The following is a 20753-nucleotide window of genomic DNA, read 5'->3' on the forward strand; positions in this document are numbered from 1 at the left end:
ATTGCCGATTTAATATTGAGCATCTTGAAAAAAACATCACTGGATACAGTATGCTTCCTTCAAAAGTCGTACGTCATAAAGCAGGACGCTTAGTACCTGTTCTTCTCGCTGGGCTGATTTTAGCCGCCTGTAGTGGTCAGGGACCGCAACAAACCTCTAACGTCAATATTCAGGGTCCTGCGACTGGCCGGTCTGACTATTATCTGCAACAGGTGCAGCAAAGCAGCGATGATAGCAAGACCGACTGGCAATTACTTGCCATCCGTGCCCTGTTGAAGGAAGGAAAGTATCCGCAGGCAGCGAATCAGCTCAATCAGCTGCCGCAGCAGTTAAGCGATGTGCAACAGCAAGAACTGCTGCTGTTGCGCGCGCAGATGCAGGTTGGTCAGCAGAATTACAGCGGTGCGCAACAGCAGCTTGCTCAGGTCAAAACTGGCGATCTGTCACAGGATCAGCAGGTGCGCTACTACGCGTTGCAAATCGCAGCGGCACAGAATCGTCCTTCACTTCCTCTGCTGCGTGCCTATATTGCGCAGGAGCCGCTGCTGAAAGGTGCCGATCACCAGAGTAATATCGATGCAACCTGGCAAGCGCTGACGCAGATGACGCAGGATCAGATCAACAGTCTGGTGATCAATGCTGACGAAAATACGCTGCAAGGCTGGCTCGATTTGCTGAATACCTGGCGCGCAAACAGCCAGGATCCACAAATGCTGAAAGCGGCGATTCAGGACTGGCAGACGCGTTATCCGCAGAACCCAGGCGCGAAGACGCTGCCAACCCAGCTCAGCCAGGTGCAGAACTTCACTAAAGCGTCGACCAACACCATCGCGCTGCTGCTGCCGCTCAACGGCCAGGCGCAGGTATTTGCTAACGCGATTCAGAAAGGCTTCAACGATGCGCGCAATGGCGTGCTCAACGCGCCGGCACCGCAAGCCGCGCCAGCGCCTGCTGCAGCCGATGCCAGCGCACAGCCGCCAGCCGACGCTAATAGCGTTGTCAGCCCCGCCGTTGCCGGTAACACACCACCGCAAACCGAGCAGCCACAGCCAGCCGCACAACCGGCTGCGGCACAGGGCAACAGCAATGCGCAGGTAAAAGTGTATGACACCAGCAGCCAGCCGATTGCGCAGGTGATGCAGCAGGCTCAGCAAGATGGCGCCACGCTGGTGGTCGGCCCACTCCTAAAAAATGACGTTGAAACCGTTGCCAATAGCAACACTCCGCTAAACGTGTTGGCGCTGAATGAACCCGAACAGATCCAGAACCATCCGAATATTTGTTACTTTGCGCTTTCTCCTGAAGACGAAGCGCGCGATGCCGCGCACCATATCTACGAGCAAGGTAAACGCCAGCCGTTGTTACTGGTGCCGCGCAGCAGTTATGGCGACCGTATCAGTAAAGCCTTCGCGCAAGAGTGGCAAACGCTGGGTGGATCAACCGTACTGCAGCAGCGTTTTGGCGGTGTCGGCGAACTGAAGCAAGGCATCAACAGCGGTGCGGGTATCGCGTTAAGCGGCACGCCGCTGAACGTTGAGCCTGCGCAGTCGCAGAGCGTGGCGATTGCGGGCTTAACGATTCCTGCGCCGCAAACCAGCACACCGGCACCAGCGGCCGATGCCAGCAGCGCTAGCGTGGATGCGGTATACATCGTCGCCAGCCAGGATGAGCTGCAGCTAATCAAGCCGATGATTGCGATGCGTACCAGCAGCCGCAATAACACCGCGCTGTACGCGAGTTCGCGCAGTGCGCAGGCGGGTGCCGGACCGGACTTCCGTCTGGAGATGGATGGCCTGCAGTTCAGCGATATCCCGCTGTTGTCCGGCAGCAATCCGGGCCTGATGCAGCAGGCGGCGAAGTCGTTTAATAACGATTATTCGCTGGTTCGCCTTTACGCGATGGGCATTGATGCCTGGACGCTGGCGAATCACTTTAACCAGATGCGTCAGGTGCCAGGTTTTGCCATTGATGGCAACACCGGCAAGCTGAACGCCGACACGGATTGCGTGATCAACAGGAAGTTGGCATGGAACCAGTATCGTCAGGGACAGATCGTTCCGGTGCAGTAAACCGCCAGCGCATTGGCGCTGAGAAGGAACAGCTGGCGCGTCGCTATCTGGAGCGCGCCGGGCTGCAGTGGTTCGCCAGCAATGTACGCTGTCGCAGCGGGGAAATTGACCTGATTATGCGCGACGCCGATTGCTGGGTATTTGTTGAAGTGCGCTATCGACGCGATGCGCGCTACGGCGGTGCCGCCGCCAGCGTAACGCGCCAGAAACAACAAAAGCTGCTGCGTGCCGCCGCACTCTGGTTGCTGGCGCGTGGCGGCAGTTTTGATACGGTGAATTGCCGTTTTGACATCATTGCCATTACCGGGCGTGAGCTGGAGTGGCTGCCCGATGCCTTTAATGCCGATGGATAGAACCAGGTGGTCTTGTGCAGGACAGAATTAAAGCGTGTTTTACCGAGAGTATTCAGACCCAAATCGCCGCAGCCGAAGCGCTGCCCGATGCGATTTCCCGCGCCGCGATGACGCTGGTGCAGTCGCTGCTGAACGGTAACAAAATCCTTAGCTGCGGTAACGGTGCGTCGTCGGCGAATGCCCAGCATTTTGCCGCCAGCATGATTAACCGTTTCGAGACGGAGCGCCCTAGCCTGCCTGCGCTGGCGCTGAGCGCTGATAATGTGATGCTGACGGCGATTGGTAACGATCGTCTGCACGATGAAATTTACGCCAAGCAGGTTCGAGCGCTTGGTCAGGCTGGTGATGTGCTGCTGGCCATTTCCACCCGTGGCAACACCCGCGATATCGTCAAAGCGGTTGAAGCTGCGGTTACCCGCGATATGACCATCGTTGCGTTAACCGGCCACGACGGCGGTGAGCTGGCGGGCCTGTTGGGTCCGCATGATGTGGAAATTCGCATTCCATCACATCGCAGTGCACGCATTCAGGAAATGCATATGCTGACGCTGAACTGCCTGTGCGATTTGATTGATAACACTTTATTCCCACACCAGGAATGACTGAAGGAGCTCAAATGAAAGCATTGAACGCTGTCGCCATTCTCTTAACCGCCATGCTGCTGCAAGGCTGTGTTGCCGTGGTTGCAGGCGGCGCTGCCGTCGCCACCAAAACCGCCACTGACCCGCGCACCGTGGGTACGCAGGTCGATGACGGTACTCTGGAGCTGCGCGTTTCAAACGCACTGGCAAAAGATGAACAAATCAAAAACCAGGCGCGCGTAGTGGTCACCGCCTATCAGGGCAAAGTGCTGCTGACCGGCCAGTCGCCAACCCCAGATCTGGCGAGCCGTGCCAAACAGATCGCCATGGGCGTTGACGGTGCCACCGAGGTGTATAACGAAATCCGTAGCGGACAGAAAGTCAGCCTCGGCACCTCGTCATCCGATACCTGGATCACCACCAAAATCCGCTCGCAGTTGCTGGGCAGCGATCAGGTGAAATCGTCTAACGTCAAAGTGACCACCGAAAACGGAGAAGTATTCCTCTTGGGTCTGGTCACTGCAGAAGAAGCGAAAGCGGCGGCCGATGTTGCCAGCCGTGTGAGCGGCGTGAAGCACGTGACTACCGCCTTCACCATTCTCAAGTAAGCGTTACCGCAAAGTATCAGGGCGACTTAGGTCGCCCTTTTTTGTGCGTTAGGGTTAGGCGGGAAGGTCAATCACCAGCGCGCGCAGCAGCGTTCTGGCCTGCAGGCTAATCTGGTTCTCATCGCTGAGGAACGCACCGTCGCCGCAGCTTAGAGGCTGCTGATTGGCGCTGCTGGCCTGCACATCCAAAGAACCATGGATCGATTGCAGATAAGCGCGCGGCCCGTGCAATTTCACCGTGTACTGCTCGCCCGGCGCTAACGTCACCTGATGCACCCAAACCTGCTGGCGCAGTTGCAGGCTGCCCTGCGCGCCATCGGGCGAGGCGATCAGCACGCTGGTTTGCTGCGGCAAATCGCGCTTCTGCAGCAGCGGGTTTTCACGTTCAGGACAGGCGGCCAGCCACAGTTGCATGCGGGTTAACGGGCGATCTTTGCTGATGTTGATTTCACTATAATTCACGCCCTGACGCGCAGAGAGCAGCATCGCCTCACCTTCACGCGCCACCAGATGATTGCCTTCGCTGTCGCGATACTCGGCTTCACCTTGCAACACCAGATTCAGCACATCGACCTGCGGATAGCTGCGCGGCTGGAATGCCGCGCCCGGTGCCAGAATTTCCTGATTGAGCACGCGCAGCGACGCGTAGCCCATTAGTTTTGGATCGAAATAGTGGCCAAATGAGAAGCTGTAGCGCGCCTGCAACCAACCGAAATCGGCCTGGCCACATGCGGACGCGCAGCGGGTTGTCATCATGATAATCCTCCAACGCGCTGCGGTGAGATTCGACCGCAGGCTTGATGGGATCATGGTAAAAGTCTGGACGCCGGATTGTAAGCCAGTTAATCTGCCTGGCATGTTCAAATTTACTGACAGAGAATCGGCATGGCAAAAGACCGCGCGTTAACCCTTGAAGCTTTACGTGTGATGGATGCTATTGACCGTCGTGGCAGCTTTGCCGCTGCGGCCGATGAACTGGGTCGCGTCCCTTCCGCGCTGAGTTACACCATGCAGAAGCTGGAAGAGGAGCTGGATGTGGTGCTGTTTGACCGATCCGGCCACCGCACCAAGTTCACCAACGTGGGCCGTATGCTGCTGGAACGTGGCCGCGTGCTGCTGGAAGCCGCCGATAAACTCACCACCGATGCCGAAGCACTGGCGCGCGGTTGGGAAACGCATCTCACCATTGTTGCCGAGGCGCTGGTTCCTACCGAGCGTTTGTTCCCGTTGGTTGAGAAGCTGTCAGAAAAAGCCAATACGCAGATTTCGCTGATCACGGAAGTGTTAGCCGGTGCCTGGGAGCGGCTGGAACAGGGTCGTGCCGATATCGTGATTGCGCCAGATATGCACTTCCGCGCTTCAACCGAAATCAACACCCGCAAGCTGTACAGCATTATGAGCGTCTATGTTGCCAGCCCGGATCACCCAATTCATCAGGAAGCTGAGCCGTTGTCAGAAGTGACGCGCGTGAAGTATCGCGGCATCGCGGTGGCGGATACCGCGCGCGAGCGCCCGGTGCTGACGGTACAGTTGCTGGATAAGCAGCAGCGCCTGACGGTAAGCAGCATGGATGATAAACGCCGCGCGCTGCTGGCCGGTTTGGGTGTGGCGACCATGCCCTATCCGATGGTGGAGCAGGATATCGCTGAAGGTCGTTTACGCGTGGTGAGCGCCGAGTATACGCGCGAAGTGGATATTATTATGGCGTGGCGCCGCGACAGTATGGGCGAAGCCAAAGCCTGGTGTTTGCGTGAGATTCCGAGGTTGCTGGCGAAGCGCGGGTAATCTGATTGAGCAGGTCGCCATGAATGGCGACCCTACGGATCGTGCGTTTTGTAGGGTCGCCATTTATGGTGACCTCGTTGCAAACCGCACCGATCACAACCGACTCAAACAATCGATCGCCACCGCTTTAAAACTGACAAAATCCGCGCAATCGCGCAGCCGCGTCATCGCTCTTTCGCGCAGGAAGGTGACGAACAGATCGTAAATCGCCATCGCCTCTTCGTATTCGCTCTTGCTGATCGCCAGCAGGAAAATCACCGACGCGGTTTCCTCGCCCCAGCTTACGCCGTGCGGTGCCAGCACCGTGTAGACCACGGTTTTCTGCGCCAGCAAGCCAAGTGAATGTGGCAGCGCGATGCCTTCGCCGAGCATGGTGCTGACAATCGCTTCTCGCTCCTCCACCGATGGATAAAAATCCGCATCGACAAAACCTTCGCTCTCCAGCTGATCGCACAGTAGGCGGAACAGATCCGACTGCGCCATCGGCTTATCCAGCACCATAAAGTGCTGGGCGTCGAAGTACTTCTCCAGCATGTAAGGGCGCGTGCGATCCACCAGCACCAGCTTGCCGAGCTGCTCCAGCTGGAACTCGGTTGGGAATGGCGACATCACCGCAATCGGCTTGTTCTTTTCAGAGAGCCGCGCGGTGGAGATGACAAAGTCTTCATCAATATGCTCGCGCAGTTCATAGTCGCGCTGAGACAGCCGCGCCGTTACCACCAATTGCGGGTATTTGCGCAGCAGCAGCGCCTCAATCATGCGTAGCGTCGAGTTGCCGCTGTCGCACACCAGCAGCACCTGCGGATGGCGTTGATAGCCAACGTCGTAATGCCTCTCCAGCCCGACGCCGATGTGCAGCACCAGAAAACCGATCTCGTTCTCACTGATGGTGTAAGGCGTGTATTTACCCCAGCTGGTAACCGCCGCCAGCGTCACATCGTAGGCCATTGGATAGTGCTGCTTGATATTGCTGAGCAGCGGATTGGGGATGTGAATCTGGTAGCGCACCCGCGTGATCATGGTTTTGATATGGGTGAGCAGATCGGCGCGCAGCTGTTCGTCGTGCTGCAGCCGATAGTTGTAATGGGTGTTGATGTAGTTCAGCAGGTAATCGACCAGCGCATCGGCGTCGTCGGCGTTGATGGTGCTGGGTGCCAGCGCCTGAATCTGGCGCGCAGCGATGTTAACCCGCAACCAGTTCTCTTCCGCCTGTGAAATCGGCTTGCCGACCAGCGGACGCATCAGGTTAATCAGATCGTGTGCCGCTTCGCGCACCTCATCGCCGACATCTTCCGCACCAGGATCGTTGAGCGGGAAACCTTCGCTGATGCGCCGTACCGCCACCGCGCAGTAGATTTGCAGATAGCGATCGCCCTCATCGCTGAGGCGAATGGCGTGCTGGGCAAAGCACTCTTGCAGCAAAGGTTCGAGCTGCGCCAGAATACCGCTGTGCAGCGCTTCCACCGTCAGCAGCGGGCTGTCCGGCGTTTCCTGATCGATCTGCCACAGCAAGTCGGTTAAGCAGGTGCGGATCGCCGCCTCGCTGCCGAACAGCTTCATGCCGTAATGCGGTTTGGTTTCGATATTGAGGTGATAGCGGCCCAGCCATTCGCGCACTTCCGCCATATCACTTTGCAGCGTGGCGCGGCTAACAAACCACTCTTCCGACAGATCTTCCAGCTTGATTGAATACGCCGCCGTCAGAAAACGCGTCAGCAGATAACGCACGCGCTCCTGCGAGGTACGCGGCACGCGCAGCGGCGTGGCGCTCTCTTGCTGTAAACGGCCAAAGCGCGCCGCATCGTCAATTTTGAGTTGATATCCCGCGCCGCGCGCCAGCACAAACTGTGCGCCGTGCTGTTCCAGCAGCGCGTTCAGCGCGGTGATATCGGTGCGCACCGTGCGCGTTGAAACGGAAAAGCGGCGTGCCAGCTCATCCTGCGGCAGCGTTTCATTTTGCAGCGCAGCGAAAAGCTGAGTCAGACGCTTATTGGGAAATCTCACGGAGCCTCACCTGTTACTCATTTGTTACAGCAGTTTCTTGCACGTTGCCAGAAGCTGACGCACATCGTCAATGCGCGTGTCACCGCTTGCGCTATCGATAATCGAACTGTAGACGTGCGGGATCACTTTGCTCACGCCCGCGTCGAGCGCAATACGTACAATCTCTTCAAAGTTATTGAGATCGATGCCGCCGGTTGGCTCCAGCCAAAAGTCATGACGCGCGCAGGCTTCCGCCACCGCACGGTACTCATTCACCGCTTTCAGGCCGCCCATCGGGAAGTATTTCACCGAGCTGCCGCCCATGTCCTGCAACATGGCGATGGCGCTGTCGATCGGTACAATCGCGTCGGCGTTCTTTGAGCTGCGCGGGCCGGTAGAGATTTTCACCATGCCTGGCGTGCCGGTTGGTGAAATCAAACCATTCACCACGGTTTGGTTCTGGCCGAGCAGCGCACGGCTGGTCGCCACGCCGGTGAAGACCTGATTGACGTGTTGCGGTTGCAGCACCGCCGAGATCTCACTCACCATCGCCGATTGGTTCGGATCGCCCGCGCCCAAACCCACGGACAGCGCATTGTCGATCAGCGCTGCATACTCGCGCATATCGGCAATGGCTTCTTCGTTGCTGGCGTAGTTTTTTGACAACACGCCCACCAGCACATGACCTTCAGCCGCCTGCCAGATCTCTTTGGCGTTCTGTTTAGAACCGGCCAGCACGTTGAGGCACAGGCGATCCTGATAGAAATTAGGGTTCAGACTCATGCGCGTTTTCCTCCGCTGATCAACGCCTGAATAGCGCTAAAGATGATGTGCAGCTGATCGGCGCTAACGCTGCGCACATCGGCTTCGATAATGCCTTCGTTGGCTTTGTAGCCACGGAAATAGATGGCGATGTCGCCGGTTTTCAGCGCCTGCACCAGTTCGCCGGTCGGCCAGCCGGTGATCGCTTCATCAAACTTGATTTCGGCACGCGCGATATCGCGTCCCGCCGCATCCCACACCACGCGCGCACTCACGCCGTTCAGCGTGTTGAGGTTATCAATGAAAGGCGTCATGTTGGCGACCATTTCAGCGCCGGTGGTTTTTGGCTGCACCAGATAGTTTTCAATCGCCTGCGTCAAACCCAGAATGCCCTCTTTGCCGACTTTCATCGCGCGGCCAATGCCGTTGCTCTGACGTTTCACCCACTCAACGTATTGCGTACGACCAATCACTAAACCGCTGGTTGGCCCTTCAATCGCCTTGGCACCGCTGTAAATCACCAGATCCGCGCCCATTTGGTAGTAGCACTGCAAATCTTCTTCTGCTGCTGCATCGACGATCAATGGAATGCCGTGTTTGCGCGCCACAACCGCCGCCTGCTCCACGCTGAGATGACTTTTCTGCACGCAGTGATGCGATTTGATATACAGCAGCGCCGCCGTGGTCGGCGTGATCGCCGCCGCCAGCTGCTCTGGCGAACATTCGTTGCTGTAACCGGCTTCGATCAAACGACCGCCACCGAGCGCCACCATGCTGCCCACCGGCGCGCCAAAGTTCACGTTATGCCCTTTTGGCACCACGATGTCGTGCGGCACGCTGAGCGGCGCGGCGTGCAGGTTCTCCAGCAGCCAGTCGTTATCTTTCACAATCACCGCCGCCACGCTCTGCGCAATGCCCGCCGAGGCACACGACACCACCACCGCGCTTTCCACGTCCAGCAGTTTGGCGATGTAAGCGCCGGTCTTGTTGACCAGATCTTTCATCTCGAAGTAGTGATTCAGACCGTAGCTGACGGTATCCACCACATCCGCAGACGGCGTGGAAACGCCGAGAATGGTCATGCGGCCCGAGGCGTTGATGACCTGTTTCAGGTCATATTTTTCATAAATCGAAGACATGATTCGCTTTCCCTTCATCAGTCAGATGCCAGTGACCGGCGATAACCACGGCCTGCGGCAAAATGTGTTGCTGACCCAAAACCTGTTCGCCTTCAGCATCGACGAACGGGCGGGCTTCCTCTTTGACGGTAAAAATGGTCAGGTCGGCGTCATAACCGGCGGTTAAGCGCCCTTTGCCCGCCAGACGCAGGCCAGCAGCGGCATTAACGGTGACGCACTCGATGATTTGCGGCAGCGTCATGCCAACGCTGAAGAATTTCGACATCACGTGCGCCAGGCTATGTACCGGGCCGTTGATGCGGTTGCGGCAGTAAATGTCGGAACTGATGGTGTCGGGCAGAATGCCCTGCGCGATCGCCTGACGCGCCACCTCAAAACTGAAGCTGGCGCCGCCGTGGCCGATATCCAGCTTCACGCCGCGTGCGATGGCATTTTTCACCGCCGCTTTCAGCTCGCCCTGCGGCGACAAGATACGGTTCGGCTTGCCGTTAAAGCAGTGCGTAATGATGTCGCCGGAGGTCAGCAGATCGGCGATCTCTTCCAGCACCGGCGGGTTGTTGCCGATGTGCACCATCAGCGGCAAATTGCCGGCTGCCTGCTGAATCGCCTTGGCGCGCACCAGCGGCTGAATGCCGTTCTCGCCCACCACGCTGCTGCTCATGCGCGCTTTCAGGCCGACGATAAAATCCGGACGGCGTTTCACCGCCTGCACCACCGCATCGCTATCGATCTGCGCCATATCGGCCAGCTCGTTTTGCGTCACAATGCCGGTGCGCGAAATGTTGATCAGCGCGCGCACTTCGGTGGTAGCCGAACGTGTGAGCTGATAAAAGTCGTCGATGTCATCAGCGCCGGTGCTGCCGGCATCCACCACCGTGGTGACGCCTTGCGCCATGCCAATGGTGTCGGCTTCGTCGTGATAAATCGGGGATTTGGGATAACAGTGCACGTGGCTGTCAATCCAGCCAGCGCTGACGTAGTAACGTCCCGCGAGATCGCGCTCCTGCTGTGCCGGGCCGCTTACCTCGCCGACGGCGGCAATTTTGCCGTGCTGAATGGCAATATCCACCAGCTGTTCGTCGCACAGACGTGCGCGGCGCAGAATCAGATCAAACATGCTTACTCCTTACTCATTAAGGTGCGCATAAATGCGCACCCTACGAAAATCGCTCCAACCCGCCGTAGGGTCGCCATTCATGGCGACCGTCCAGCATCAGAGAGAGATTGGGAACATCGCACCCAACACCATCGCGCCCAAAATCGCGCCGCCGGTGATCGGCTTATTCCACAGGTAAAACAGCAGCGCGCCCACCAGCGAACCGAGACCAATCGGAATCGATGCAGCCATAGCCGACAAGATAATCAACGGCCCGAGGAAACGGCCCGATGCATTACCCGCGCCCATCATCACGTCGGCGCCGTAGGTTGAGTCGCTCTGATTGATGGTGAACTTACGCGCCAGGATGATCAGATAACCAATCGCCAATCCCACCACCAAACCCGTAGCCAGCGATGCTGCAAAGTTGGCGACCGGGAACACGATGCCTGCACCGAGCAGCAATGCTGGCACGCCAAGGCCGACGCCGGTCTGGATCGCGCCGCCGATATCGAGAATCCCCACTAGCGAACCTTCGATAATGCGCGCGAACAGGAAGCTGGCACCGAATGCCGCCACCGCGCCGTACACGCCGGTTTCCATACCGGAACGCAGCATCGAGACAAACGCCACTTCGTTAAAAGCACCAATGCCGTACAGGTAATACATGTGCGTACCGGCAAATACGCCGGACGAGAGCAGGCCAACAAAAATCGGGAAAGACCAGTCGGCGTACCAGAACCCTTTGTTTTCGGTTTCGTTCATGCTGATGGCTCCTTATTTGCCGCTGACGCTGTTGTGGATCATATCCAGCCAGCCTGGAATACCCAGTTGGAAGGATTGCAGCAGTTTCATGTCGAAACCGCGGAAGAAGCCGCTCAAAGCAAACAGCAGCACGATGGCGAACATCATCACTTTGGTGACTTTGTTCCAGCCGCTCTCTTCCACACCTTTACCGATCAGGATACCCAGCACCAAACCCGGTACGGCGTTGCCCATGATCAGCTGCGCCAGGCCGCCGAAGATGGTGGCCCAGAAGCCGGATTTCTTACCGGCATCAATCGCTGCCAGCCAGAAGATCACTGGCATCACGGTGTTCACCAGCAGGTTCGCCGCCGGCACCAGCACTTTCACTGCGGTGACCTGCAAGGCCGCCGGAACGGCAGATGCGGTGCTGTTAAGGAAGGCCACCACAATCATGCCGATGATGCCGCAGGCAATCGCCATGCGTTTCGGGTTGTGCAGCGTTTCCGCCACGTTGCGGTTTTTCACCATCAATGCCGCAGCGCCCCAGTTTGGCAAAATGCGGTGATCGACGTCCTGCGTGAAAGAACCCGCTGCAACGGATGATGCCCAGGCGTTAAAGAAGAAGCCGAGACCAAAGGAGAAGTGCGATGCTGGATCGCCTTCACAGGAATTGAGTTCACCCAAGGTACGGAATGCGCCCATACCTTGCGTGGTCGGTGCGTGGAACATGCGCGCTGCGCCCGCTCCTACCCCGACGCCAACCAATCCACCAATGATTAACGACTTAAACAAAATGATTAAAAACATGTCGTCGTACCCTTGTTGTCGTTTTTATTACGTCGCTATGAAGTCCACCTTGTCGGTGTCGATCACAGTGACGCTGACGGTAATTTCCAGCTCAACGCTGTAATTCCGTCGCTCACGCGCGAGGAAGAAGAACAAGAATTTTTCCTTGCGCACGCTCTCCTGCGCGCGCAGCACCCGCACATCCATGGGTTCAATGCGCAACAGAATCTTTTGGCTGGTGCGCAGCACTTGCTGCTGCACCTTGCTCAGCGCATCGGCAAAGGCTTTTGCTTTACTGTCGCCTTTGCCCTGCACCGTTACCTGCGTCTCGTATTGCTGTTTCATACTTAGCTGCCGTGTTTTTTATTCCAGGCCTGCACCAGACGCTCACCCAGCTCTTCTTTATCCATAAAGCCGAAGCCCAGCACGGTGGCACCTTCATTGATGGCGGTCACGCCTTCGTCAATCGAACGCATGCCGTGTTTGGCTTTGTAGCCATATTTGTTCTGGGCGGTAATCGCACCGGCGCCGCCACTGCCGCAGAAGGAGATGCCGAAGTCAGCGTTTTCCGCTTTCATTACGTCGCCCAGCTTCATGTCGGCTGCCACGCCCGGCACCACCACCGCACGACCACCGGCTTTCTCGATGCCCGCAGCTACTTTCTGACCTTTACCCAGACGATCGCCAATCACTACAGTTACCATGTTGAATTCCTTAAAATTTAAGCTTCGTTTGCACGTGCAACTTCGATATGTACGGATAACAGCCAGGCTTCCTCTTTGGGCAGATTGCCAAACAGATCTACCACCTGCTGCGCCAGCGCCATGGTTTCCGGCGAGATATCTTCAAACAGCTCAGCTTCTACCTCCGGCAGCGCTTCGCCCGTCAGGGAGCGCGATGCCATCGCCCGGACATGCGAAGCCAGCATCTGCTGCTGCACGGCGTTGGCTTCGATGTGATGCGCGGCGTAGATCGCTGCAATTTGGCTTAACACCTTATCCGCCAGCGCCTGAATCGCTTCCGGCGTGCTCTGTTTCAGCGGGACAGCTTCACTCCTCACCTTGTTACTCCTGTTTACAGCGGACAATTACAGATAATTCGCGTTGAAAAGAAATTACGCTTTCCGCTGCAGGCTGTTGAGACGCATCTTTTCCACCTCAAAGTGGAAATCCCACGGGCGAGTGTGCGCCAGATCTCAGGACGCACGAAGTGTGCGAAACAGGTCACAAAATGCGAGAAATGATGGATTTACGTGGATTAAAGCGGTGAGAAGGCAAGAAGGAATAAGGCCAGCCGCAGGGCTGGCCGGTTTATCAGCGGAATTTCTTATGGTTGGCGTTGCGAATATCTTCCAGTTTCTTCGCTTCGGCCTTGGCTTCGTCCAGTTTGTTGGCTTGCGCCAGCTGATCGACCACATCGATCTGAGCAATCAGTGAATCCAGACCGGCGTGATAATCCTTGATCTGCGCGCTATCGGCCGCCTGACCTTCCAGTTTTTCCGGCGTGGATTGCTTAGCATCCGTCGCCGCCTGACGCATTTTGCCCAACGCAGTATGCATTTCCTGCGCGTCGGAGGTTTTCTTCACCACGCTCAGACCATCTTTAAGCGCATCCATATCTTTTTCTAAATCGGCCGCAAACACGCTAGCCGAGGAGAACAACAGCGAGAGAGACAACATTGCAATCACATGCTTACGCATTGGTATTTCCTTTTATTATTGTCGGGCCAAAAAAAAAGCAGCCTTGCGGGCTGCTTTCAGAAAGCGATGACTCTTATTGTCCGGCGATTTTCATCTCCGGCAGCAGCACCGAACCGCATTGTATATTGCTGCGGGTTTCAATGTCGTTACCGACGGTTACCATATTGAGCCACATATCCTTGAGGTTGCCAGCGATTGTGATCTCGCTCACAGGATACTGAATCTCGCCGTTTTCCACCCAGAAACCGGATGCGCCGCGTGAATAGTCGCCGGTCATGCCGTTGATGCTGGAGCCCATCATCTCGGTTACCACTAAACCGGTGCCCATCTGCTTCAGCATGTCGTCAAAGCTGTGACCCTGACCGGCAATACGCCAGTTGTGGATGCCGCCTGCGTGGCCGGTGCTCTGCAATCCCAGCTTGCGCGCCGAGTAGCTGGTCAACAGCCAGTTCTGCAGCACGCCATCTTTAATGATGTCACGCGATTGGGTGCGCACGCCTTCGCTGTCGAATGGCGTGGACGCGAGGCCTTTCAGCAGGTGCGGATGCTCTTCAATGGTCAGCCACTCCGGCAGAATTTGCTTACCGAGCGAATCGAGCAGGAAAGTCGATTTGCGGTAGACGCTGCTGCCGCTGATCATGCCCACCAGATGACCAAATAAACCGGTCGCCACTTCCGGCGCGAAGATCACCGGCGCTTTCATGGTTGAGAGCTTGCGCGGTGCCAGACGTGCCAGCACGCGGCGGGCGCACTCGGCACCGACCCAATCGGCGCTTTTCAGATCGTCAAAAGAGCGGCCAATGGTGTACGCGTAATCGCGTTCCATGTTGCCGTCCTGCTCTGCAATCACGCAGCTGGAGAGCGAATGGCGGCTTGAGCAGTAGCTCTGCAACATGCCGTGGCTGTTGCCGAACACTTTGATGCCAACGTGGCTATTGAAGCTGCCGCCTTCGGTATTGGTGATGCGCTTGTCAGCTTGTAATGAAGCCTGTTCTGCCTGAGCGGCCAGTTCGATAGCGCGATCGGCATCGATCTCCCACGGATGATAGAGATCGAGATCCGGCGCTTCAAACGCCAGCAGTTCGGGATCGGCCGGTGCACCGAACGGATCCACCGAGGTGTAGCGCGCAATGTCGATTGCTGCCTGCACGGTGCGTTTGATCGCATCCGGGCTGAGATCGGTTGAAGAAGCGCTGCCTTTACGGTTTTGATGGTAGACGGTGATGCCGAGCGCACCATCGCTGTTGAATTCGACGTTTTCCACTTCGCCATAGCGGGTACTGACGCCGATGCCGGTAGTTTTCGTGACCGCCACTTCAGCACCATCGGTGCTGGCTTTTGCCAGTTCCAATGCCTGCGCGACAGCCTGTTCCAACACTTTACGTTGTTCTGCAACCTGAGTAGATACGTTCATCGACCTGCCGTCTAATCTTAAGTATGAATTGTTTGAGTCTATCAGACTCAGAGAACAATTTCGCAGTCGCCCGATAAACTGGTAGGATTAGCCTCTTTTTTTTGGGAGCCAAGAGATGACCAAGCAGCCCGATGACTGGCTCGACGATGTGCCGGATAATAATGACGAAGAAGACGAAGAGATTATCTGGGTCAGCAAAAGCGAAATTAAACGCGATGCCGAAGAGCTGAAACGCCTTGGCGCCGAGTTAGTTGATCTGGGGAAAAATTCCCTCGACAAGATTCCACTCGACGAACAACTGCGCGACGCGATTGAACTGGCGCAGCGCATCAAGAAAGAAGGCCGCCGCCGTCAGCTGCAGCTGATCGGTAAGATGCTGCGTGCCCGCGATGAAGATCCGATTCGTCAGGCGCTGGATAAGCTGAAGAACCGTCACAACCAGCAGGTTGCGCTGTTCCATAAGCTGGAGATGTTGCGCGATCGTTTGATCGAGCAAGGTGATGACGCGGTCGCCGAGGTATTTAACCTCTATCCTCACGCCGATCGTCAGCAACTGCGCAGCATGATCCGCAACGCGCAGAAAGAGAAAGCCACCAACAAGCCACCAAAATCTGCCCGCCTGATTTTCCAGTATCTGCGCGAGCTGGCAGAAGCTTAAGCTTTCTGCGGACATGAAAAAGGTCGGCATGAATGCCGACCCTACGATGTGCCGTTGTAAGGTGGCCATTTATGGCCACCGCACCATCACCGCCCTAACCGCTCCAGCAGTTTCTGGTGAATACCACCAAACCCGCCGTTACTCATCACCAGAATCGAATCGCCTGGCTGGGCTTTCTTCGCCACCATTTCCACCAGCGTATCGATATCCGCGCTCCACTGCGCCGGCTGAATGCACGCCTCGGCCACATCGGAAACCTGCCACGGAATATGGTGCGGCTGGAACAGGAACACTTCGTCTGCGCGCCCCAGCGATGGTGCTAACTCGTTCTTGCTCACGCCCATCTTCATGGTATTTGAACGCGGTTCCAGCACCGCCAGAATGCGTGCCGTGCCGCCCACTTTGCTGCGCAGCGCCGCCAGCGTGGCGAGAATCGCAGTCGGATGGTGAGCAAAATCGTCGTACACCTTGATGGCGTTCACTTCACCACGCAGTTCGAGACGACGACGGGCATTAATGAAGCTGCTCAGCGCTTCACCCGCATCCACCGGTTTCACACCAACATGACGCGCCGCCGCAATCGCCATCAGGCCATTGTGCATGTTGTGCTCGCCCACCAGCGCCCAGTTCACTTCGCCAACTTTCTCGCCGTCGAGCCAGATCTCCCAATGTGACGAGTCCGGCGTCAGCTTTTTCGCCTGCCAGTGACCGTTATCGCCCACGCTTTCCTGCTCGCTCCAGCAGCCCATCGCCATCACTTGCTTGATGTTGTTATCGTGCTCCGGCAGCAGGATCTTGCCCTGGCCCGGCACGATGCGGATCAAGTGATGAAACTGCTTCTGGATGGCGCGCAGATCGTCAAAGATATCCGCATGATCGAATTCGAGGTTGTTGAGGATCAGCGTGCGCGGGCAGTAATGCACAAACTTGGAACGCTTGTCGAAGAACGCGCTGTCGTACTCATCCGCTTCAATGACGAAGAATGGACTTTTTCCTAATTTTGCCGAAACCTCGAAGTTTCCTGGCACACCACCGATGATAAAGCCCGGTTCCAGGCCGCAGGCCTCGAGAATCCACGCTGCCATGCCGGCTGTGGTGGTTTTGCCGTGGGTTCCCGCCACCGCCAGCACCCAACGATCGCGCAGCACGAAATCGTGCAGCCATTGCGGGCCAGAGAGGTAAGGAATGTTGCGTTCCAGTACCGCTTCCACACAAGGATTGCCGCGCGTCATCGCGTTACCAATGATCACCAGATCCGGTTGCGGATCGAGCTGGCTGGCATCGTAACCTTCTGTCAATTCAATGCCTTGCTGCTCCAGCAACGTGCTCATCGGCGGATAGACATTGGCGTCTGAGCCGGTAACTTCATGTCCCAGCGAGCGTGCCAGCATCGCCAGTCCGCCCATGAAAGTGCCACAAATCCCGAGGATGTGAATACGCATAAAGAGATCCATTACTCAAAAGTTCGGCGCACAGTGTAACGCCGAGTTGAGAGGGAAGAAACGGATTAGGACTATGGTTTTTAAAGTTCAATCGGCTAAACTGCGCTCATACGTTGGTAGCTTGTTACAGCTGCTGCCACTCCATCGTAGATGCAGGGAATGTGTTATGAAAACGTTAGGCGAATTCATCGTCGAGAAGCAACACGACTTTCCACACGCCACAGGTGAACTGACGGCGCTGATTTCTTCCATTAAGCTTGGCGCTAAAATTATCCACCGCGACATCAACAAAGCGGGTCTGGTGGATATTCTGGGTGCCAGCGGCGTGGAAAACGTGCAGGGTGAGCAGCAGATGAAACTCGATCTGTTTGCCAACGAAAAGCTGAAAGCCGCCCTGAAAGCGCGCGGCGTGGTGGCCGGTATCGCGTCGGAAGAAGAAGACGAGTTCGTCATCTTTGAAGGCTCAGAGAATGGCAAATACGTTGTGTTGATGGATCCACTGGATGGTTCTTCGAACATCGACGTTAACGTTTCCGTCGGCACCATTTTCTCAATCTACCATCGCATCAGCGAGCCGGGTACGCCAATCACCGAAGCTGACTTCATGCAGCCGGGCAACAAGCAGGTTGCGGCGGGTTACGTGGTTTACGGTTCTTCCACCATGATGGTTTACACCACCGGCGTGGGCGTGCATGCGTTTACTTACGATCCGTCGCTCGGCGTGTTCTGCCTGAGCCACGAACGCATGACCTTCCCGGAGAAGGGTTACACCTACTCGATCAACGAAGGTAACTACATTCGCTTCCCGCAGGGCGTGAAGAAATACCTGAAGTTCTGTCAGGAAGAAGATATCGCCACCAAGCGCCCGTATACCTCGCGCTACATTGGTTCACTGGTGGCCGATTTCCACCGTAACCTGCTGAAAGGCGGCATCTACCTTTACCCAAGCACTGCCAGCCATCCGAAAGGTAAGTTGCGTCTGTTGTACGAATGCAACCCAATGGCCTTCCTGGCGGAGCAAGCGGGCGGTAAAGCCAGCGATGGTGCCAATCGCATCCTCGACATCCAGCCAGAAACGCTGCATCAACGCTGCCCGTTCTTCTGCGGCAACGACGCGATGGTGGGCGACGTTGAACGCTTCATCCGTGAATATCCGGACGACCATTCAGCGTAAGTTTGTTCCCGCTGTACCAAGCCCGCCTTAGTGCGGGCTTTTTGTTTTCATATTTCTGATTTTGGCCTGGCGATCAATTAACGCGCCATCTTCCGCATAATAACGACTCGGCCAAATTTCTGCGGGTGAAATACCAATCGCTTCGGCAATTAATAATTCCCCTTTTGGCCACGGCCGCACTAATGCATTGGCGAGCGTGGTTGAACATAATCCCGATTGCCGCGACACCGCCGCCATTGAAGTTCCTTTCTTTCGCAGAGCAGCAATAATATCGGCAGGATGCCAGTCTTGTTTTGCATTATTCACGTAACTCTCCTTAGTCCGCTTATCTGTTCTATTTACGATACTACGTTACTCGTAGTATCTGACAAGCAGTAAATCTACGATTCTCGTAGCCATGAAATCGACCTCCTCTCTCCAGCTAACCTTCCAAAGACGCTTGAAACAAGCGCGTCTGGCTAAGGGTTTGTCTCAAAAAGGATTGGGGATTGCGGCGGGGATCGATGAGTTTGTTGCCAGCACACGAATTAATCGTTACGAGAATGGAATTCATCAGGTTGATTTGGATACAGCGCAGCGATTGGCGGACGTATTAGAAATACCCGCCGCCTATTTTTACGCGGAAGATGATGCGCTAGCCGAAATCATTCGCACGCATAAAAGTAATTAAATTCCGGCTTAATGATTCGCTACGTCTAAATACGCGCTGCGATAAATTAATTATTGGGTCGCTATAAATAGCGACCCAACTTATTTCACACCTATTAACTTCATTACGCCGCAGACACGCGGAATTGCGCCATCGAATCCTGCAACTGCTGCGACTGCGCTTCCAGCGATTGCGTCGCGGCGCTGGCTTCTTCGACTAACGCGGCGTTCTGCTGCGCAGCTTCATCCATCTGCGTCACCGCCTGATTCACCTGCTCGATACCGCGACTCTGCTCTTCCGAGGCGATGGAGATCTCTTTCATCAGCGTGGTGACACGCATCACTTCGCTGGAGATCTCATCCATGGTTTCGCCCGCGCGCGTGGCCATGTCGCTGCCCTCTTGCACCCGCGTCTGCGATTCCGCGATCAGCTCGCGGATCTCTTTGGCGGCGGTAGCGCTGCGACCGGCCAGCGTGCGCACTTCATTAGCGACTACAGCGAAGCCGCGCCCTTGTTCACCGGCACGCGCAGCTTCAACCGCGGCGTTCAGCGCCAGGATGTTGGTCTGGAAGGCAATGCCATCAATCACGCTGAGGATGTCGCCGATGCGGTTGGAGCTTTGGGTGATCTCCTGCATCTTCTCCATCACGTAACCGACCACTTCGGCACCGCGATCGGCGCTGTCGGAGACATTGCTGGCAAGCTGATTAGCCTCTTTGGCATTGCTGGCATTGAGACGCACGGTGGCGGTAAGTTGCTCCATGCTGGCGGCAGTTTGCTCCAGCGAGGCGGCTGACTCTTCGGTACGCTGGGAAAGATGCACGGTGCCTGCCGCTAATTCGCGGCTGCCCACATCAATCTGCAAACTGGCTTCACGTACCTGACTGACCGAACTGCTGAGCGCCAGCTGCATATTCGCCAGCGCCTGATTGAGACGACCTAACTCATTCTTTCCGGCGGCTGGCAGCGGCTGTGATAAATCGCCCGCCGCAATTTGCTCCAGATGCAGAATTGCGCCGTCGAGTGGACGCAGCAGCAGACGACGCAGCAACTGCCAGGCCAGCGCAATCAGCAGCAAGGTCAGCGCCACGGAAACGCCAATCAGAATCTTCAGCTGCAGCTCATCATGCGCGGCCTGCGCCAGACGCGCCGCCGAGACTTCATTGGCGTAGATGCTAAAATCATTCACCGCTTTCGAGTAACTGGCCGCCAGCGCCGACTGTTTGCCCTCCAGCACCTGATAATATTCATCGGTGTACTGCTTTTTCAGGGCATCAATCATCGGCGTGATGCCCTCTTTCTCGTACGCGTTATAGGTCGCGACGACGGCATCAGCCAGCGTTTTGCCGTGAGCGGTGACCGTTCCGGCCTCCACAAAGGCCTGCAAATACTTATGAGAACTTTCTACTGCCGCCTGGGTTTGTTTGGTGACAACATCGCCGTCATCCAGTAAACCAATTTCAATTTTACGCACCGCCAATGCAGCATTGGCGCGAGCGCGCATCAGTTCGGAACGACTTTGATACAAGGCGTTGAGCTCAATCCCCTGTATGCGGTTGAGCGCATCCAGTGATTGATTGCCTGCGTTGATGGCCGAGATGCCCATCGCGCTGACTGCCAGTAGCAGCAGCGTCATAAAAGCCAAAAGCGTGAGTAATGCAGTACGAATTGATAGCTGTTTGAACATGATTATCCCCGTTTGCAAGAAAAGGCAGAAATCCGCTGGCCCTAAAACGGAAAGATTATCGGCAGTTGATCGCGGAAACTTTATCCATTGTTGATGGTCAATTGGCTGACGATCACCCAG

Annotated in this window: 23 protein-coding genes; 8 read left to right on the forward strand and 15 right to left on the reverse strand. The window is 56.3% G+C overall.

Annotation, left to right across the window (positions count from 1 at the left end):
- Positions 1-50: 50 nt before the first annotated feature.
- The 4 genes from VIJ98_RS17385 to dolP are packed head-to-tail and all read left to right on the forward strand — an operon-like array spanning position 51 to position 3611.
- Entirely contained in the window at positions 51-2069 is a 2019-nt protein-coding gene (locus VIJ98_RS17385) for a penicillin-binding protein activator (protein ID WP_323275242.1), read from the forward strand.
- A complete protein-coding gene (locus VIJ98_RS17390; protein WP_323275243.1) occupies positions 2027-2422 on the forward strand; it encodes a YraN family protein in 396 nt (131 codons plus the stop codon). Before VIJ98_RS17385 ends, VIJ98_RS17390 begins: the two co-directional genes overlap by 43 nt.
- 14 nt (positions 2423-2436) lie before the next feature.
- Complete coding sequence (gene diaA / locus VIJ98_RS17395) at positions 2437-3024, forward strand: DnaA initiator-associating protein DiaA (RefSeq protein WP_007890352.1); 588 nt, start codon at positions 2437-2439, stop codon at positions 3022-3024.
- Positions 3025-3038: 14 nt separating this feature from the next.
- Entirely contained in the window at positions 3039-3611 is a 573-nt protein-coding gene (dolP, locus tag VIJ98_RS17400) for a division/outer membrane stress-associated lipid-binding lipoprotein (RefSeq protein WP_008103536.1), read from the forward strand.
- A 54-nt stretch (positions 3612-3665) separates the two neighbouring features.
- Here dolP and VIJ98_RS17405 read toward each other — a convergent pair whose 3' ends face one another.
- Positions 3666-4367 (reverse strand): pirin family protein, encoded by a 702-nt coding sequence (locus tag VIJ98_RS17405; protein ID WP_323275246.1) that lies wholly within the window; start codon positions 4365-4367, stop codon positions 3666-3668.
- Positions 4368-4496: 129 nt separating this feature from the next.
- Between VIJ98_RS17405 and VIJ98_RS17410 the strand changes: the two genes are divergently transcribed.
- Positions 4497-5396, forward strand: a complete 900-nt coding sequence (locus VIJ98_RS17410; protein WP_008103540.1) for a LysR family transcriptional regulator — start codon at positions 4497-4499, stop codon at positions 5394-5396.
- Positions 5397-5489: 93 nt separating this feature from the next.
- On the opposite strand, the gene VIJ98_RS17415 is transcribed toward VIJ98_RS17410, so the two are convergent.
- From VIJ98_RS17415 to pmbA, 11 genes are all read right to left on the reverse strand, one after another.
- Positions 5490-7400: a PRD domain-containing protein gene (locus tag VIJ98_RS17415; protein WP_323275248.1), complete on the reverse strand. Its 1911-nt coding sequence runs from the start codon at positions 7398-7400 to the stop codon at positions 5490-5492.
- A gap of 24 nt (positions 7401-7424) precedes the next feature.
- On the reverse strand, positions 7425-8162 hold the full coding sequence (dagF, locus tag VIJ98_RS17420) for a 2-dehydro-3-deoxy-phosphogluconate aldolase (protein ID WP_008103543.1): 738 nt from the start codon (positions 8160-8162) through the stop codon (positions 7425-7427).
- Complete coding sequence (locus VIJ98_RS17425) at positions 8159-9280, reverse strand: DgaE family pyridoxal phosphate-dependent ammonia lyase (RefSeq protein ID WP_154154979.1); 1122 nt, start codon at positions 9278-9280, stop codon at positions 8159-8161. The genes dagF and VIJ98_RS17425 overlap by 4 nt, the downstream gene beginning before the upstream one ends.
- Complete coding sequence (locus VIJ98_RS17430; protein WP_154192810.1) at positions 9264-10397, reverse strand: amidohydrolase/deacetylase family metallohydrolase; 1134 nt, start codon at positions 10395-10397, stop codon at positions 9264-9266. The genes VIJ98_RS17425 and VIJ98_RS17430 overlap by 17 nt, the downstream gene beginning before the upstream one ends.
- A gap of 96 nt (positions 10398-10493) precedes the next feature.
- Positions 10494-11141, reverse strand: a complete 648-nt coding sequence (locus VIJ98_RS17435) for a DUF4310 family protein (protein ID WP_008103548.1) — start codon at positions 11139-11141, stop codon at positions 10494-10496.
- Positions 11142-11153: 12 nt separating this feature from the next.
- Positions 11154-11930 (reverse strand): DUF4311 domain-containing protein, encoded by a 777-nt coding sequence (locus tag VIJ98_RS17440; protein WP_007892190.1) that lies wholly within the window; start codon positions 11928-11930, stop codon positions 11154-11156.
- A 27-nt stretch (positions 11931-11957) separates the two neighbouring features.
- Positions 11958-12254 (reverse strand): DUF4312 family protein, encoded by a 297-nt coding sequence (locus tag VIJ98_RS17445; RefSeq protein WP_008103551.1) that lies wholly within the window; start codon positions 12252-12254, stop codon positions 11958-11960.
- Between the two features lie 2 nt (positions 12255-12256).
- Positions 12257-12613 carry an SFCGS family glycine-rich protein gene (locus tag VIJ98_RS17450; RefSeq protein ID WP_009087404.1) on the reverse strand — a complete coding sequence of 119 codons (357 nt, stop codon included), beginning with the start codon at positions 12611-12613 and terminating at the stop codon, positions 12257-12259.
- 17 nt (positions 12614-12630) lie between these two features.
- Positions 12631-12969: a glycine dehydrogenase gene (locus tag VIJ98_RS17455; RefSeq protein ID WP_008103555.1), complete on the reverse strand. Its 339-nt coding sequence runs from the start codon at positions 12967-12969 to the stop codon at positions 12631-12633.
- 253 nt (positions 12970-13222) lie between these two features.
- Positions 13223-13609: a cytochrome b562 gene (gene cybC, locus VIJ98_RS17460; RefSeq protein ID WP_008103557.1), complete on the reverse strand. Its 387-nt coding sequence runs from the start codon at positions 13607-13609 to the stop codon at positions 13223-13225.
- Positions 13610-13682: 73 nt separating this feature from the next.
- A complete protein-coding gene (gene pmbA, locus VIJ98_RS17465) occupies positions 13683-15023 on the reverse strand; it encodes a metalloprotease PmbA (RefSeq protein ID WP_008103558.1) in 1341 nt (446 codons plus the stop codon).
- Positions 15024-15138: 115 nt separating this feature from the next.
- Here pmbA and yjgA point away from each other — a divergent pair, with 115 nt between their 5' ends.
- Complete coding sequence (yjgA, locus tag VIJ98_RS17470) at positions 15139-15681, forward strand: ribosome biogenesis factor YjgA (protein ID WP_008103560.1); 543 nt, start codon at positions 15139-15141, stop codon at positions 15679-15681.
- An 86-nt stretch (positions 15682-15767) separates the two neighbouring features.
- Here the strand turns inward: yjgA and mpl are convergent, their stop codons facing one another.
- Positions 15768-17123, reverse strand: a complete 1356-nt coding sequence (mpl, locus tag VIJ98_RS17475; protein WP_008103563.1) for a UDP-N-acetylmuramate:L-alanyl-gamma-D-glutamyl-meso-diaminopimelate ligase — start codon at positions 17121-17123, stop codon at positions 15768-15770.
- A gap of 166 nt (positions 17124-17289) precedes the next feature.
- Here mpl and fbp point away from each other — a divergent pair, with 166 nt between their 5' ends.
- The gene (fbp, locus tag VIJ98_RS17480; RefSeq protein ID WP_008103565.1) at positions 17290-18297 is read left to right on the forward strand and encodes a class 1 fructose-bisphosphatase; all 1008 of its coding nucleotides are present in this window, start codon (positions 17290-17292) and stop codon (positions 18295-18297) included.
- 27 nt (positions 18298-18324) lie between these two features.
- Here the strand turns inward: fbp and VIJ98_RS17485 are convergent, their stop codons facing one another.
- Complete coding sequence (locus VIJ98_RS17485) at positions 18325-18603, reverse strand: helix-turn-helix transcriptional regulator (RefSeq protein WP_036648151.1); 279 nt, start codon at positions 18601-18603, stop codon at positions 18325-18327.
- A gap of 91 nt (positions 18604-18694) precedes the next feature.
- On the opposite strand from VIJ98_RS17485, the gene VIJ98_RS17490 reads away from it, so the two are divergent.
- Positions 18695-18967, forward strand: coding sequence for a helix-turn-helix domain-containing protein (locus VIJ98_RS17490; protein WP_008103569.1), 273 nt, complete (start codon positions 18695-18697; stop codon positions 18965-18967).
- Between the two features lie 103 nt (positions 18968-19070).
- On the opposite strand, the gene VIJ98_RS17495 is transcribed toward VIJ98_RS17490, so the two are convergent.
- Entirely contained in the window at positions 19071-20633 is a 1563-nt protein-coding gene (locus VIJ98_RS17495; RefSeq protein ID WP_008103571.1) for a methyl-accepting chemotaxis protein, read from the reverse strand.
- Positions 20634-20753 lie beyond the last annotated feature (120 nt).

Source organism: Pantoea sp. S18 (assembly GCF_045689705.1).
GTDB lineage: Bacteria > Pseudomonadota > Gammaproteobacteria > Enterobacterales > Enterobacteriaceae > Pantoea > Pantoea symbiotica.

Coding starts and splice junctions, on each gene's coding strand:
- pmbA (WP_008103558.1), bottom strand. CDS start 15,023: ATGAACGTATCTACTCAGGTTGCAGAACAACGTAAAGTGTTGGAACAG.
- yjgA (WP_008103560.1), top strand. CDS start 15,139: ATGACCAAGCAGCCCGATGACTGGCTCGACGATGTGCCGGATAATAAT.
- VIJ98_RS17405 (WP_323275246.1), bottom strand. CDS start 4,367: ATGATGACAACCCGCTGCGCGTCCGCATGTGGCCAGGCCGATTTCGGT.
- VIJ98_RS17390 (WP_323275243.1), top strand. CDS start 2,027: ATGGAACCAGTATCGTCAGGGACAGATCGTTCCGGTGCAGTAAACCGC.
- VIJ98_RS17410 (WP_008103540.1), top strand. CDS start 4,497: ATGGCAAAAGACCGCGCGTTAACCCTTGAAGCTTTACGTGTGATGGAT.
- fbp (WP_008103565.1), top strand. CDS start 17,290: ATGAAAACGTTAGGCGAATTCATCGTCGAGAAGCAACACGACTTTCCA.
- VIJ98_RS17430 (WP_154192810.1), bottom strand. CDS start 10,397: ATGTTTGATCTGATTCTGCGCCGCGCACGTCTGTGCGACGAACAGCTG.
- VIJ98_RS17435 (WP_008103548.1), bottom strand. CDS start 11,141: ATGAACGAAACCGAAAACAAAGGGTTCTGGTACGCCGACTGGTCTTTC.
- VIJ98_RS17440 (WP_007892190.1), bottom strand. CDS start 11,930: ATGTTTTTAATCATTTTGTTTAAGTCGTTAATCATTGGTGGATTGGTT.
- VIJ98_RS17495 (WP_008103571.1), bottom strand. CDS start 20,633: ATGTTCAAACAGCTATCAATTCGTACTGCATTACTCACGCTTTTGGCT.
- VIJ98_RS17425 (WP_154154979.1), bottom strand. CDS start 9,280: ATGTCTTCGATTTATGAAAAATATGACCTGAAACAGGTCATCAACGCC.
- dagF (WP_008103543.1), bottom strand. CDS start 8,162: ATGAGTCTGAACCCTAATTTCTATCAGGATCGCCTGTGCCTCAACGTG.
- VIJ98_RS17385 (WP_323275242.1), top strand. CDS start 51: ATGCTTCCTTCAAAAGTCGTACGTCATAAAGCAGGACGCTTAGTACCT.
- VIJ98_RS17490 (WP_008103569.1), top strand. CDS start 18,695: ATGAAATCGACCTCCTCTCTCCAGCTAACCTTCCAAAGACGCTTGAAA.
- cybC (WP_008103557.1), bottom strand. CDS start 13,609: ATGCGTAAGCATGTGATTGCAATGTTGTCTCTCTCGCTGTTGTTCTCC.
- mpl (WP_008103563.1), bottom strand. CDS start 17,123: ATGCGTATTCACATCCTCGGGATTTGTGGCACTTTCATGGGCGGACTG.
- dolP (WP_008103536.1), top strand. CDS start 3,039: ATGAAAGCATTGAACGCTGTCGCCATTCTCTTAACCGCCATGCTGCTG.
- VIJ98_RS17445 (WP_008103551.1), bottom strand. CDS start 12,254: ATGAAACAGCAATACGAGACGCAGGTAACGGTGCAGGGCAAAGGCGAC.
- VIJ98_RS17450 (WP_009087404.1), bottom strand. CDS start 12,613: ATGGTAACTGTAGTGATTGGCGATCGTCTGGGTAAAGGTCAGAAAGTA.